We start from the raw sequence: 13869 nt of genomic DNA, 5'->3' as shown, positions 1-13869 counted from the left end.
TTCCCCCAGGGTATTCAGTAAGCCAGAGGCCGACATTACCAGCGCTTGGCTGCGGGGGCGGGAAATGGAACTGCTTCTGTTAAGGTTCATACAATGCACAAGAACCTCATGATCTACGGCAGCTGCGTCTCCAGGGATGCCTTTCCCCTCCTTGGTTCAGCTTTCAAACTTCTGAGCTACGTTGCCCGCCAATCCATGATTAGTGCCATTTCCAAGCCGACAACGCTGCTCGAGGGCGCTGAGTTGACTTCGGCCTTCCAGAACCGGTCGCTCGCCGGTGATATCAGGTCAAACATGCTTAAGCTCGTGCGCAGGCATGCCGCCGAAATTGATGTCCTGCTGATAGACCTGACGGACGAGCGCCTCGGCGTGATCCAGCTGCCGGACGGCAACTATGTGACGCGTTCCCAGGAGCTGGTCAGTTCCGGGAGGCTGGACGGTGTGCAGGGCCGAATGCGTCAAATCAATGTCCTTTCAGAGCGGCACTGGACTCTTTGGGAAAATGCGGCCACTCGGCTGTTCAGCGCTGTGACGGAGCTCGGCCTGCGTGAGAAGACAATCGTGCTGAACACCCCCTGGGCAGAGCTGACCGACGCGGGCGAGCCGGTCGACCGGTTCCGAGGCTTGGAGACAGCTGAATTGAACGCCTATCTGGGTGAATGCTGCGCCCACATCAGAAGCCTTGGTTTCAGGGTCCTCGACATGCCTAAAGAGCTGGCCTATTCCTCGATCCAGCACCGCTGGGGCGTTGCTCCTTACCACTTGGGCGAGCCTGCCCGGCAATGGATAGCGGCTCAGGTCAGGGAAGCCGCGAGGGCCCCGGTCATTGGCTGAGCCCGCCGCGTATGCCCGGCCTAGAGTGCCCCGTATTTCAGATCGGTAACGCAAGCTCCTATGCTTAGCAGGTGCCTTTGCAAGGATTTGGGGGCGAGTAGTCGTGAGGAAACCGGTATACGAGTAGTGTTCTGACAATCCGCGGAGGCGTCCCGCTGACCGGCCGTGTCACCGTGCGGGGGGCCAAGAATCTTGTCCCCAAAGCGATGGTGGCCGCGCTGCTGGGCAATGAACCGTCCGTGCTGCGCAACGTCCCCGAAATCAAGGACGTCGAGGTTGTCACCAGCCTGCTCCAGATCCACGGTGTCACTGTGGAGAAGGACTCCGTCACCGGGGATCTGACCCTGGACCCGAGCAACGCGAAGACGGCCTCCCACACGGCCATCGATGCACATGCCGGCGACTCCCGCATCCCGATCCTGCTGTGTGGACCCTTGATCCATGCGATCGGCGAGGCCTTCATCCCGGACCTCGGCGGCTGCAAGATCGGCGACCGCCCCATCGACTACCACCTGGATGTACTGCGCCAGTTCGGCGCCGTCGTGGAAAAGCGCCCCGGCGGCATTCACATCTCCGCACCCCACGGCCTCAAGGGCGCCAAAATCTCCCTGCCGTACCCGTCCGTCGGCGCCACCGAGCAGGTCCTGCTGAGCGCCACCCGCGCCGATGGCATCACCGAACTTTCCGGTGCGGCCACCGAGCCGGAGATCGTGGACCTCATTGCCGTGCTGCAGAAGATGGGCGCGATCATCAGCGTCCAGACGGACCGCACCATCCGGATCGAAGGCGTCCAGAGCCTTTGCAGCCGGGACGACGGCGGGACCCCTTCTTCTTCGGGAGGTTACTCACCAAAAACTTCTGGTTCGGGAGGAGACCCACCCAGAATGATTACGCAAGCATTCTGTAGCCTAATTTTGTTTAGGTAAGGCTTGTCTAATAACATCGGTCGAGTGACCACGGACCTTCATTTAGCGCAGGTCTCCTTTGCCGCGGAACTTGCGAGCTACGGGGACAGGCCCGCAATTCTCACCGAGAGCCTCAGTCTGTCCTACCGGGAGCTGGCGGATCGCGTTGATGCCTTCGCCCTCCGCCTCGGCACCGGGAGGCGTCTCGTGGCGCTGACCGCCGCCAACGACGTCGACTCCCTGGTCGCCTACCTGGCGGCCTTGGCAGCCGGGCACCCGCTGATCCTGCTGCCGGAAGACAAACCGGCAGCCTTGGAGTCCCTGGTAACGGCCTACGATCCTGACGTCCTTGTACGGTCCGTGAACGGTCAGACCGTCCTGGAGGAGCGCAGGCCCGGCACACGGCACGCGCTGCACCCTGACCTCGCCCTGCTGCTCAGCACGTCCGGCTCCACCGGCTCTCCCAAGCTTGTGCGCCTCTCGCATGCCAACCTGCAGTCCAACGCGGAGTCCATTGCCCAGTACCTGAGGATAGGCACGGACGACACCGCGGCCACCACCCTGCCGATGTCCTACTGTTACGGGCTTTCCGTGATCAACAGTCACCTGCTCCGCGGGGCAGGGCTGGTGCTCACCGGCCTGTCGGTTGTTGATCCCTGTTTCTGGGACCTGTTCCGCCGTGCGGGTGCGACGTCGTTCGCAGCCGTCCCGTACACGTTCGACCTGTTGGAGCGGGTGGGGTTCGCCGAGATGGATCTGCCGGGTCTGCGCTACGTGACCCAGGCCGGGGGCCGGCTCGCCCCCGACGCGGTGCGCCGTTTTGCCGAGCTCGGCTGCCGGCGCGGCTGGGACCTCTTCGTTATGTATGGCGCGACGGAGGCCACCGCCCGGATGGCCTACCTGCCGCCGGAACTCGCAGCCGAGGTCCCCGGCGCCATCGGCGTCGCGGTGCCGGGCGGCTCTTTCCGGATCGACCCGGTCCCCGGGCTGGAGCACGGGGAACTCGTGTACACCGGCCCAAATGTCATGCTCGGCTACGCAGAGAGTCCGGAGGACCTCGGAAAGGGCCGGACCATCGGCGAGCTCCGCACCGGTGACCTCGCCCGGAAGCATCCCGCCGGAGTCTTCGAAGTGGTGGGGCGGCGCAGCAGGTTCGTCAAGATCGTGGGGCTGCGCGTTGACCTCGGGCAGGTGGAGAGATTCCTTGCCGACCTCGGAGTGGACGCGGCCAGCGCCGGTACCGACGACGGGCTGGTTGTCGCCGTCGAAGGCGGGCACGACCCTCACCTGCTGGCCAAGGTTCTCGCCCAAGGCGTCGGGCTGCCGCGTGCGGCCCTCGAAGTGCACGCCGTCGAACATCTGCCCAGGCTGGCCACCGGCAAACTGGACTACCCCGCGGTCCTTGCACTCTCGCGGCCTGAACCGGCGGAGCCTGCGCCCGGGTATGGCACTGCCGCCGGTCCCGACAATGTCCGAAAAATCTTCGCGGACACACTGGAGTGCGCTGACATCGCCGACGACGACACGTTCGTCTCGCTCGGCGGGGACTCCCTGTCCTACGTGGCGGCGTCCGTCAGGCTGGAACAGGTTTTGGGGCATCTCCCGCGGGATTGGCACGTGACGACGGTCCGCGACCTGGAACCTCGCCGGCGGGAAATGCCGGTCCGGAGGCTGGGACGGTTCTTCGCTCCGATCGAAACCGGCATTGTGTTGAGGGCCGTGTCCATCATCCTGATCGTCAGCACCCACGTGGGCTTGTTCAGGTGGCAGGGCGCGGCCCACGTGCTCATGGCGGTGGCGGGTTACAACTTCGCGCGGTTCCAGCTTTCCGGGAAGCGGCTCCCGCGCCTTCGGCGGCAGCTGGCCAGCCTGGCCAGAGTCGTCGTGCCCAGTGTGGCCTTCATCGGTGTGGCCTATCTGATCACGGATAACTACAGCCCTGCCAACATCCTGCTCCTGAACGCCGTCCTCGGACCGGAGACGGTGACCACGCAGTGGCACTTCTGGTTCGTCGAAGTACTTGTCTACCTGCTCGTGGGAATGACTGCCCTGCTCGCGGTTCCCTCGGCGGACCGCGCTGAAAAGCGGTTCCCGCTCCTCTTTCCGCTGGCACTCACAGGAGCCGGGCTGTTGACACGCTATGACGTGATCGATCCTGGTGTGCCGCACACGGCGCCGGCGCTTTGGCTCTTCGCGATGGGTTGGGCCATTGCACGGACCCGGAACGTGGCCCAGCGCTGCGCCGTCTCCGCCGTCGCGGCCCTGACCGTTCCGGGGTTCTTTGAGGACGCAAACCGTGAATTCACGTTACTCATCGGAATCCTGCTGCTCATCTGGCTGCCCAGCATTCCCGTGCCGAAAGCCCTCCGACGCGTGACGATACTGCTGGCCAGCGCCTCCCTCTACGCTTACCTGGTCCACTGGCTGGTCTACCCGCTGCTGGCCCCGTTCAGTCCTCTGCTGGCCGTGGCAGCCTCGCTTGCCGCCGGGGTGGCATACTGGGCGGTCTGCATGCGCGTGATCAGCATGGTCACCCGCCGTCGGACCCGCCCCGCCACCGCAACGCGGGGTCACCTACGGCCCGTCCTGCGGCTTGGGATGGGCCGTAGGTGACCCCGCGTTGCAGTTTGGATTGACGGGGCGGGCGGCGGGGATCACACCAGCCGTCAGCACGCCGTATTTCAGATCGGTAACGCAAGCTCCTATGCTTAGCAGGTGCCTTTGTAAGGATTTGGGGGCGAGTAGTCGTGAGGAAACCGGTATATGAGTAGTGTTCTGACAATCCGCGGAGGCGTCCCGCTGACCGGCCGCGTCACCGTGCGGGGGGCCAAGAATCTTGTCCCCAAGGCGATGGTGGCCGCGCTGCTGGGCAATGAACCGTCCGTGCTGCGCAACGTCCCCGAAATCAAGGACGTCGAGGTTGTCACCAGCCTGCTCCAGATCCACGGTGTCACTGTGGAGAAGGACCCCGCCACCGGGGATCTGACCCTGGACCCGAGCAACGCAAAGACGGCCTCCCACACGGCCATCGATGCCCACGCCGGCGACTCCCGCATCCCGATCCTGCTGTGCGGACCCTTGATCCATGCGATCGGCGAGGCCTTCATCCCGGACCTCGGCGGCTGTAAGATCGGCGACCGTCCCATCGACTACCACCTGGATGTACTGCGCCAGTTCGGCGCCGTCGTGGAAAAGCGCCCCGGCGGCATTCACATCTCCGCACCCCACGGCCTCAAGGGCGCCAAAATCTCCCTGCCGTACCCGTCCGTCGGCGCCACAGAGCAGGTCCTGCTGAGCGCCACCCGCGCCGATGGCATCACCGAGCTTTCCGGGGCGGCCACCGAGCCGGAGATCGTGGACCTCATTGCCGTGCTGCAGAAGATGGGCGCGATCATCAGCGTCCAGACGGACCGCACCATCCGGATCGAAGGCGTCCAGAGCCTGGGCGGCTACAACCACCGCGCCCTCTCGGACCGCAACGAATCCGCCTCCTGGGCCTCGGCCGCCCTTGTCACCCGCGGCGACATCTTCGTCGAAGGCGCCACCCAGCGCGACATGATGACCTTCCTCAACACCTACCGCAAGGTGGGCGGCGGCATGGACATCGGCGACGACGGCATCCGCTTCTACCACCGCGGCGGCAAGCTCAACCCGCTGGTCCTCGAAACGGATGTGCACCCCGGCTTTATGACCGACTGGCAGCAGCCGCTGATCGTCGCGCTGACCCAGGCCGAGGGCGTATCGATCGTCCACGAGACCGTCTACGAGAACCGCTTCGGATTCACCGAGGCCCTCCTCCGGATGGGCGCCAACATCCAGGTCCACCGCGAATGCCTCGGCAGCGTGCCGTGCCGCTTCGGCCAGCGCAACTTCCTGCACTCCGCCGTGATCTCCGGGCCCACCCAGCTGACCGGTACCGACATCGACGTGCCGGATCTGCGCGGCGGCTTCAGCCACCTGATCGCGGCCCTGGCCGCCACCGGAACTTCTCGGGTCACCGGAATCGACATCATCAACCGGGGCTACGAGCGCTTCACCGAAAAGCTCGCCGGCCTGGGCGCCGATTTCGACATCACCTCAGATAAGTAGCGGGGACCGAAGTGAAGGAAACGGCCAGGAGCCGCATCACCTTTGTCATCGCGGCCGGAATTGTCCGGCCCGCCATGAACTTGCTGATGGCCAAAAAGTGGATCGGCCTGGAAAAACTGCCCGCCGGGGGCTTCATCGCAGCACCCAACCACTGCACCGAGATCGACCCGCTGGTGGTGGCGCACATGCTCTACAACCAGAAGCGGATGCCGCGATTCCTGGCCAAGGCCGGGCTCTTCAAGGTTCCGGTCCTCGGGACGGTGCTGCGCAACACCATGCAGATCCCGGTGGAGCGGTCCTCGGCGGGGGCGAACCGCTCGCTGCAGATCGCCAAGGAAGTCGTGGACGGGGGCGGTGCCATCATCATCTACCCCGAAGGCACACTGACCCGCGACCCCGAGCTGTGGCCGATGAAGGGCCACACCGGCGCCGCCCGGATGGCACTTGAGAGTGGCATCCCGGTGGTCCCCATCGCCCACTGGGGAGCCCACGAGGTCTTCCCCCGTTACGCCAAACGCTTCCACATCTTCCCGCGAAAGACCTCGCGCCTGGTAGTCGGCGAACCCGTGGACCTCAGCGCCTTCGCGGGACGGCCGCTGGATGGGGCGACCCTGGGCGAGGCGACCAACGTCATCATGGACGCCATCACCGAGCTGCTCGCCACCCTCCGCGGCGGACAGCCGCCCCTGGTGCGCTGGGACCCCTCGGCACACCAACAGTCCCCCCACGGCCGCTTCATCGAGCGCGGCGGGGCCGCCGGCGGTTCCGCTGGCGGATCTTCAGGAACTTCCGCGGACGACGGCGGCACAGGCACCCCCGCGGACGACGGCAGATGACGGCGGATATCCGCGGAACGGACGCCGCCACCAGGGTGGCCGTTCTCGGGGCCGGTTCCTGGGGCACCACCTTCGCGAAGGTCCTCGCCGACGCCGCCGCCGCTTCCGGCGTCGAGCGTGAGATCCGACTCTGGGGCCGCCGCCGCGAAGTCGTGGAGCAGATCAACCTCAAGCACCGCAACGAGCAGTACCTCAAAGACACACCGCTGCCGCCCAGCATTACCGCGTCCACAGACGTCGCCGAGGTTCTTGCCGGCGCCGAGCTGGTGGTGCTTGCCGTGCCGGCGCAGACCCTGCGGCCCCAGCTGCGCGAATGGAAGGACCTGGTGGAGCCGGGCGCGTTCGTCGTCTCACTCATGAAGGGCCTCGAGCTCCATTCCGACGCGCGGATGAGCGAAGTCATCTGCGAAGAGCTGGGCATCCCGGCAAACCGCGTCGCTGTGGTCTCCGGGCCCAACTTGGCCATGGAGATCGCCCGCGAAGAGCCCACCGCTTCCGTCGTTGCCTGCACCGACCCCACCGCGGCCGGCTGGATTGCGCGCAGCTGCACCGCCCCGTACTTCCGTCCGTACACCACCGCGGACGTCGTCGGCGTCGAAATCGGCGGGATCGTGAAGAACATCATCGCCCTGGCCGTCGGCATCTGCGAAGGCAAGCAGATGGGCGACAACACCAAGGCATCGGTCATCACCCGCGGCCTCGCGGAAACGTCAAGACTTTCGCTCGCCCTCGGCGGCGAGGCCCAGACGATGGCGGGCCTTGCCGGCCTGGGCGACCTCGTGGCGACCTGTTCCTCCCCGCTGTCCCGGAACCACACCGCAGGGCGGCTGCTCGGCAAGGGGCTGACCCTGGACCAGGTCACGGCGGAAATGACGCAGACGGCCGAGGGCATCAAGTCCGCGCAGGCCGTCCACGAACTTGCCGGTAAACTCGGCGTCGAGATGCCCATCACCGCGGCCGTCGTCGCGGTGCTGGCCGGAAAACTGTCCGTCGACGAACTGGGGCCGCTGCTGCTGTCCCGGAACCTGAAACCCGAAGGCGACTATTGAGCGTGGCGGAAGACAACGTGACCACAGCAGGCCGGACCGGCGAGTCAAGGCCCCGCGTGGCGGTGCTGTTCGGCGGCCGCTCCAGCGAACACGCCGTCAGTTGCGTGACAGCGGCCGGCGTCCTGGGCGCCATCGACCAGACCAAGTACGAGGTCATCCCGATCGGGATCGCCAAAACGGGGCAGTGGGTGCTGGCCACCGGCGACACCCACGACTGGTCACTTTCGGCATCGTCGCTGCCCGAGGTGGCGTCCTCGGCGCAGACCGTGGCGCTGGCCGAAATCGGTGGCGAGCACCAGCTGATCGTGGCCTCCCCGAACGCGGTCCCGCAGGAACTGGGCGCCGTGGACGTAGTCTTCCCGCTGCTGCACGGCCCGTTCGGCGAGGACGGCACCATCCAGGGCTTCCTGGAGCTGTCCGACACCCGTTACGTGGGTGCCGGCGTGCTGGCCTCCGCCGTCGGCATGGACAAGCACTTCATGAAGGTGGTGTTTGAGTCCGCCGGGCTGCGGGTGGGGCCGTACATCGCCGTCACGGACCGGCAGTGGCTCAATGACCCGGAGACCGTCCGCAAGCGCGTGGACCAGCTCGGCTTCCCGGTGTTCGTCAAGCCGGCCCGGGCTGGTTCCTCGATGGGCATCTCCAAGGTGGATTCGCTCCTGGACCTGGACGCCGCGATCGAGGCGGCCCGTGAACATGATCCGAAGCTGGTCATCGAGGCCGGCATTGTGGGCCGCGAGATCGAGTGCGCCGTGCTGGAGGGCCGGGGGACCGACGCTCCGCGGACGTCCATGCCGGGGGAGATTTCCGTGGCCGGCGGCGGCCACGAGTTCTACGACTTTAACGCCAAATACGTGGAGGACGACGCCGCCGCGCTCAGCTGCCCGGCCGACCTCCCCGACGAGGCCATCGCCCGGGTCCGTGAGCTGGCCGCCGTCGCGTTCGACGCCGTCGGCGCCGAGGGGCTAAGCCGGGTCGATTTCTTCTACACTCCCGAGGGCGAACTCATCATCAACGAGATCAACACGATGCCCGGGTTCACGCCCAAGAGCATGTACCCGCAGATGTGGAAGGCCTCCGGCCTGGGCTACGCGGAGCTGATCGACGAACTGATCCACCTGGCGCTGCACCGCAAGACCGGCCTGCGTTAGGGGCTATTTGCTCGGCGGCAGGTTCTGCAGGTCCGCCTGGCCCACGCAGTTCCGGGTCGCGGGGACCTTCGCGGCGGCGGCGGCGAGATCGGCCAGCACGGTGGCCGAACTGATCTTGTCCGGGTCCATCAGGATCTCGGTGGCCGGTTCGCGACCGAACGTGGTCAGCGTCCAGACCGGGCTGCCCTCCTTGATGACCCAGTCGACGCCGTTGACGCTCACGCAGCGGTCCGTCGTGGGGCCCGGGACGTTCACGCCGCAGCGCAGCACCACAAGGGACGGTTCGCCCCAGGCAGCGGTGGCCTGGCTGTTGGTCTTGCGCAGCCCGGCTTCGCCGATGGCGTCCGGCAGGGCCACCATCATCGGGGCGCAGGCGGCATTCGCCGCGTCCTTGGCGGGCGCGACGTCGACTACCGGAGCGCAGGCACTCAGGGCGAGCCCTGCGGCTGCCGCGGCCGCCAGAAGCCGGAGCGGACGTGCGGAAGCCGGGGCGCGGAACTGGTGCATTCGTCAAGCCTATCCCCGCCGGACAGCCCCTACCGCCGGGTCCGCCACCCCGGCAGATGCTTTTGTGGCCACCCCGCGCTGTACCGTCTAGTAGACTTGGCGGAACCGTGCAACTCTGGGGCGCTGCCGACGAGAACGTTACTTTTGGCCAGAACCGCGCACATTCTATTCAATCTCGTACGTGGGGGAGGGTCTGTCGATGAAGTCGTGCAGCCAGAAAACAAGGTCAGTACGCGCTGGCTTGGGTGCTCTTCTGCTGGCACTAAGCCTGGGCGTTGCCGCGCCATCAGCCTACGCTGACGACGCTGTTCTCCCGGACCCCTTGACGGTTGTCCTTACTCCAACGCCTCCGGCTCCAGTTGAGCCGACACCGGTTGATCCCGCGCCGGTTGACCCGGCGCCCGTTGATCCCGCGCCGGTTGACCCGCCGCCCGTTGAGCCAGCACCCGTACAGCCCCCCGAGCTCGCCCCGGCTCCGGTGGAAATCCCGCCCGCTTTCATCGCATCCCCGCCGGCCGGCGAGGTGCCCAGTGCGCCTGTCCCCGCCCCACAGGTACCGGCTGCTGTGGTTGCGCCGCTGCCCGGCGTCGTTCCGGCCGTCCAGCCGTCGGCACAGCAGCCGTCCCAAGAGGCAAGCGCAACAGCCGAGGCGACACCTTCTCCGACCCCAGCACCGGCACGTACAACGGAACCTGCCGCAGTGGCAGCTCCGGCCGCGCCTCCCACGATTGTCACTGCAGAAATCCATGCCGCCGTCGCCTCCGTGACCGGCAGTCCGCTGTCGGTGCAGGTTATTACCGTCATGATTCTGCTGGGACTAGGGTTCGTGTATTTCAGGTTTCTTGGCGGGAAGAGCCGCGGCCTGGCCGCAAAGGCAGAAAAGTAACTGATCGTGGTACCCGAAGAAGCCCTTGGCTGGGCTATGCCCGGCCAACCGGGGCACGGTCGTATACGTTTTGCAGCCACTCGATGATCCAATTCCTGACGAACGTGCGGCTCGCCGCTCACACCGCATTGCAGCACCTCACCGACGATCCGATGGTGCTGTTCCTCCAGTTGTCCAGACGTTTGCCTGCATCGCTTGTCCATCCGCTGGCACGTATTGTTTCTGCGGCGGCAGGGGAGAGTTCTACGGCAATTCCGGCAGTGCTGGCGTCAATCACGAGCGGTGACGAGCGGGATGTGGCCCGCCGGCTCCAGCTCGCCGTCGATCACGAGGTCAGCGGCGAACGGGCGCGGAGGCTCGCCGACATCGCACTCGCCGCGAATCTGCCGGAGTTTTCGGATGCTCTTTTGGCAGGCGCACGGCATTCCCGCGGGCTCAAGGCTGCCCAGGCGCGGAGGCAGTGGCACGACGGCGCCGTGAGTGGCGCCGTGGCCGTCCTCGAAGGCTCTCGTTGGCACAGACGGCGGCAGCTTGCGCGCCTCGTGGGTGAGCTGGCTGTCCTGAAAGGGGCTGCGCCCTCGCTGGTCCGGCACGAATATGTTCCCATCCCCGGAAGGGTGCTTCACTTCCTGACCAACTCCCTGCCCCACACGGCCAGTGGCTACGCTCAGCGTTCCCACTCCATCATGCTGGCCCAGCAGCAGGCTGGGTGGGACATCCTTGCTGTCACGCGTCTCGGCTATCCCGTGCAGGTCGGAAAGCTGCGGGCCGGCTCCAGTGACGTTGTGGACGGCCTGCGCTACCGGCGGCTCCTCCCGGCTCGTCTGGCGGCGACGCTGGATGCTCGTCTCCAGCAACAGGCGGAGGAACTGCTGAGCGTGGCTTTGGAGTTCAGGCCGAGCGTTCTGCATACCACTACCCACTTCGTCAACGGTATGGTGGTCCGGGCGGTGGCGGAGGCACTGGACATCCCCTGGGTTTACGAAGTCCGTGGCCAGTTGGCTGATACTTGGGCTTCCACCCGGGGGAAGGCTGCCCGCGACAGCGAAAAATACAGACTGTTCCAGCAGCGCGAGGCTGAGGTTATGGCTGCGGCGGACCTCGTGGTGACACTGGGGGAGGCTATGAAGGCGAACATCGTTGCCTCCGGCATTGCAGAGGACAGAATCATTATCACGCCGAATGGTATTGGCGGGGAGTTCCTGGAAGAACCGCTGGACGCGCGCACGGCCAGACGAGAGCTGGGCCTTCCCGAACAGGGAACCTACATCGGCACTGTCAGCAGTCTGGTACCGTACGAGGGAATCGATGACCTGATCGCCGCCTTCGGATTCTTGGCACCCAAGATTCCCGACCTTCGTCTGCTGATCGTTGGCGATGGTGCATCGCTGCCATCCCTGAAGCGACTGGCCCGGCGAAGCGGGTTCGACGACCGCATCATCTTTCCGGGGCGCGTTCCACGAGACAAGGCCCACCTTTTCCATCAGGCTTTGGATGTCTTCGTGGTCCCGCGCAAGGACCTTGATGTCACCCGCTCGGTAACACCACTCAAACCGGTTGAAGCGTTGGCGTGCGCGCGGCCCGTGGTTGCCAGCCGGCTTACAGCCCTGCAAGAAATTGTGACGGACGGCGCGAACGGCCTGATCGCGACGGCGGAGGACCCCCGGGACTTGGCCGCTAAACTGGAACGGCTCCTCGACTCCGAGGAGTTAAGAGCCCTCTTGGGCCAGGCAGGGAGACAGGCCGTGTTGGAAAGCCGCACGTGGGGAGCGAACGCGCTAACCCTGGCTGGCGCCTATGAGCATTTAATGGAGGCTCGAATTTGAGCACTGATACTTCGGCAGTCCCGCAGGGGCCGATACCAACTGCGGTCGCCACTTCAGTCAACCTGCGCGACCTACGCCGGGTCGGTGCCAGGCCGCCTTTTCTCGACTACCTGGTGTCGCTCTGGGACTACCGGCACTTCATCTATTACGACGCACAGTCGCGGGTGCAGACTGGCAACGAGCAAGACCGGCTGGGCCGGGCCTGGCTCGTCCTCGGCCCACTCCTGAACGGGCTGATGTTCTATCTCATCATGGGGGTGCTGCTGAATTCAGGGGGCGGAATTGAGAACTTCGTCGCCTTCCTCATCATCGGCGTATTCCTCTTTCAGATGTCCACCCGTGCCATCACGTCGTCATCCCGCGTTGTTACTGCCAACAAGAACGTTATCCACGCATTCCAGTTTCCCCGCGCGAGCCTTGTGCTGGCGGCCAACCTGCGCGAGCTGCTGTCGAACATCCCGGTCTTGATCACGATGCTCATCCTGGTTATCGTTTTGCCGCCCTCTGAAGAGATTTCCTGGCGATGGCTGCTGTTGATTCCGGTGGTGATGCTGCAGTTCGTCTTCAATCTCGGAATCGGACTGATCCTCGCCAGGGTGGTCTCGGTCTTCAACGACGCCAGCCAGCTGATTTCCTACGCACTTCGCCTGTGGATGTACGCCTCCTGCTTGTTCTTCTCAATTGAGAGGTTCAATGACATGCCGATAGCAAAGACGATCATGGAATACAACCCCCTGTACAACGTCCTGTACCTGGCCAGGGAAGCGCTGCTCTACGGGACTGCCGGGGCTTGGCGCGCGTGGGCGATTCTTGCGCTTTGGTCGATCCTGGCCCTGGCCATTGGGACCATTGTGTTCTGGCGTGGGGAGGAAACGTATGGCCGAGAGCTCTGAGCTGAAATTTGTCGAGGGGACGCCGTCAGTCGTCATCGACAAAGTCAGCATGACCTATAATACAACATCCCGGTCCCGGGATGAGGCGGGGCCCGCCGGATCTACCTGGCAGATACTCAAGCAGAACGTTGGCAGAACGACGGCTGTAAGCGTCACCGCCCTGAAAGAGTTGTCCCTCGTCGTGGAGCACGGGGAGTCAGTGGGCATCATCGGCAGGAATGGTTCTGGCAAGAGCACTTTGCTGAAAGTCGTAGGTGGGCAGATCCCGCCGACGTCGGGCGCAGTGTATGCGACGTCCACGCCGGTCATGCTTGGCGTCAACGCCGCCTTGATACCAGGACTGTCCGGCGACCAGAACGTAATACTGGGTTGCCTGGCCATGGGCATGACCAGGCAGCAGATCGATGAAAAGTATGCTGCGATTGTTGAATTGTCAGGCTTGGAGGAGGCGATCCATATGCCGATGAAATCCTACTCCGCGGGCATGGGGTCTCGGCTTCGCTTTGCAATCGCCGCAGCGATCGATCCGGAAATACTCATTATCGACGAGGCGTTGAACACCGGTGATGCCCAGTTTAGGGACAGAACGCGCAAACGCATGCTGGAGCTGCTTGGCCAGGCGGGCACAGTCTTTTTGGTGAGCCACAGCATGTCAACCGTTCTTGACTTGTGCAACAGGGCAATCTGGATCGATCAAGGTGAACTTCTCGCTGACGGAACTCCGGCTGATGTGGTCAAGTTCTACCGGTTGTTCACCCAAAGACTGGCCGACGGCGATCGGGTAGGCGCCCTAAAACTTCGCCGACGCATGATTAACGACCTCGAAGTAGCCGACGTCAGTGACCGCAACTCACTTCGGCGGTCCAAAGCATGAGGGCGGATGTCGCAACGCT

At 64.8% G+C, this 13869-nt stretch carries 11 protein-coding genes and 1 pseudogene; 11 read left to right on the top strand and 1 reads right to left on the bottom strand.

Going from position 1 to position 13869, the window contains the following annotated elements:
• Nucleotides 1–93: 93 nt before the first annotated feature.
• The 7 genes and pseudogenes from RCH07_RS00470 (at nt 94) to RCH07_RS00440 (ending at nt 8864) form a co-directional block, all read left to right on the top strand.
• Nucleotides 94–834 carry a DUF6270 domain-containing protein gene (locus tag RCH07_RS00470; protein WP_326965499.1) on the top strand — a complete coding sequence of 247 codons (741 nt, stop codon included), beginning with the start codon at nt 94–96 and terminating at the stop codon, nt 832–834.
• Nucleotides 835–989: 155 nt separating this feature from the next.
• Nucleotides 990–1634: pseudogene (locus RCH07_RS00465) on the top strand (UDP-N-acetylglucosamine 1-carboxyvinyltransferase); the annotation flags it as partial.
• Nucleotides 1635–1784: 150 nt separating this feature from the next.
• Nucleotides 1785–4352: an AMP-binding protein gene (locus RCH07_RS00460; protein WP_326965498.1), complete on the top strand. Its 2568-nt coding sequence runs from the start codon at nt 1785–1787 to the stop codon at nt 4350–4352.
• 150 nt (nt 4353–4502) lie between these two features.
• A complete protein-coding gene (gene murA / locus RCH07_RS00455) occupies nt 4503–5828 on the top strand; it encodes a UDP-N-acetylglucosamine 1-carboxyvinyltransferase (RefSeq protein ID WP_326965497.1) in 1326 nt (441 codons plus the stop codon).
• A gap of 11 nt (nt 5829–5839) precedes the next feature.
• Nucleotides 5840–6664 carry a lysophospholipid acyltransferase family protein gene (locus RCH07_RS00450; protein WP_326965496.1) on the top strand — a complete coding sequence of 275 codons (825 nt, stop codon included), beginning with the start codon at nt 5840–5842 and terminating at the stop codon, nt 6662–6664.
• On the top strand, nt 6661–7713 hold the full coding sequence (locus RCH07_RS00445) for an NAD(P)H-dependent glycerol-3-phosphate dehydrogenase (RefSeq protein ID WP_326965495.1): 1053 nt from the start codon (nt 6661–6663) through the stop codon (nt 7711–7713). Before RCH07_RS00450 ends, RCH07_RS00445 begins: the two co-directional genes overlap by 4 nt.
• Before the next feature lie 2 nt (nt 7714–7715).
• Nucleotides 7716–8864, top strand: coding sequence for a D-alanine--D-alanine ligase family protein (locus RCH07_RS00440; RefSeq protein WP_326965494.1), 1149 nt, complete (start codon nt 7716–7718; stop codon nt 8862–8864).
• A 3-nt stretch (nt 8865–8867) separates the two neighbouring features.
• Here the strand turns inward: RCH07_RS00440 and RCH07_RS00435 are convergent, their stop codons facing one another.
• Entirely contained in the window at nt 8868–9371 is a 504-nt protein-coding gene (locus RCH07_RS00435; protein ID WP_326965493.1) for a DUF3515 family protein, read from the bottom strand.
• A 700-nt stretch (nt 9372–10071) separates the two neighbouring features.
• Here RCH07_RS00435 and RCH07_RS00430 point away from each other — a divergent pair.
• The 4 genes from RCH07_RS00430 to RCH07_RS00415 all read left to right on the top strand — a co-directional run bounded on the left by RCH07_RS00430 (nt 10072) and on the right by RCH07_RS00415 (nt 13850).
• Entirely contained in the window at nt 10072–10257 is a 186-nt protein-coding gene (locus RCH07_RS00430) for a hypothetical protein (RefSeq protein WP_326965492.1), read from the top strand.
• Between the two features lie 83 nt (nt 10258–10340).
• Nucleotides 10341–12083 carry a glycosyltransferase family 4 protein gene (locus tag RCH07_RS00425; RefSeq protein ID WP_326965491.1) on the top strand — a complete coding sequence of 581 codons (1743 nt, stop codon included), beginning with the start codon at nt 10341–10343 and terminating at the stop codon, nt 12081–12083.
• Nucleotides 12080–12976: an ABC transporter permease gene (locus tag RCH07_RS00420; protein WP_326965490.1), complete on the top strand. Its 897-nt coding sequence runs from the start codon at nt 12080–12082 to the stop codon at nt 12974–12976. Before RCH07_RS00425 ends, RCH07_RS00420 begins: the two co-directional genes overlap by 4 nt.
• Complete coding sequence (locus RCH07_RS00415; RefSeq protein WP_326965489.1) at nt 12960–13850, top strand: ABC transporter ATP-binding protein; 891 nt, start codon at nt 12960–12962, stop codon at nt 13848–13850. The genes RCH07_RS00420 and RCH07_RS00415 overlap by 17 nt, the downstream gene beginning before the upstream one ends.
• The last annotated feature ends 19 nt before the right edge of the window (nt 13851–13869 follow it).

Origin of the sequence: Arthrobacter sp. CG_A4 (assembly GCF_035985125.1) — a bacterium.
GTDB lineage: Bacteria > Actinomycetota > Actinomycetes > Actinomycetales > Micrococcaceae > Arthrobacter.
Note: the sequence above shows the minus strand (reverse complement) of the source record. Positions and strands in the feature narration are given on the sequence as shown.

Excerpts from the sequence above, each read along its gene's own strand:
- murA (WP_326965497.1), top strand. The coding sequence starts at position 4,503 with ATGAGTAGTGTTCTGACAATCCGCGGAGGCGTCCCGCTGACCGGCCGC.
- RCH07_RS00425 (WP_326965491.1), top strand. The coding sequence starts at position 10,341 with ATGATCCAATTCCTGACGAACGTGCGGCTCGCCGCTCACACCGCATTG.
- RCH07_RS00435 (WP_326965493.1), bottom strand. The coding sequence starts at position 9,371 with ATGCACCAGTTCCGCGCCCCGGCTTCCGCACGTCCGCTCCGGCTTCTG.
- RCH07_RS00470 (WP_326965499.1), top strand. The coding sequence starts at position 94 with ATGCACAAGAACCTCATGATCTACGGCAGCTGCGTCTCCAGGGATGCC.
- RCH07_RS00415 (WP_326965489.1), top strand. The coding sequence starts at position 12,960 with ATGGCCGAGAGCTCTGAGCTGAAATTTGTCGAGGGGACGCCGTCAGTC.
- RCH07_RS00445 (WP_326965495.1), top strand. The coding sequence starts at position 6,661 with ATGACGGCGGATATCCGCGGAACGGACGCCGCCACCAGGGTGGCCGTT.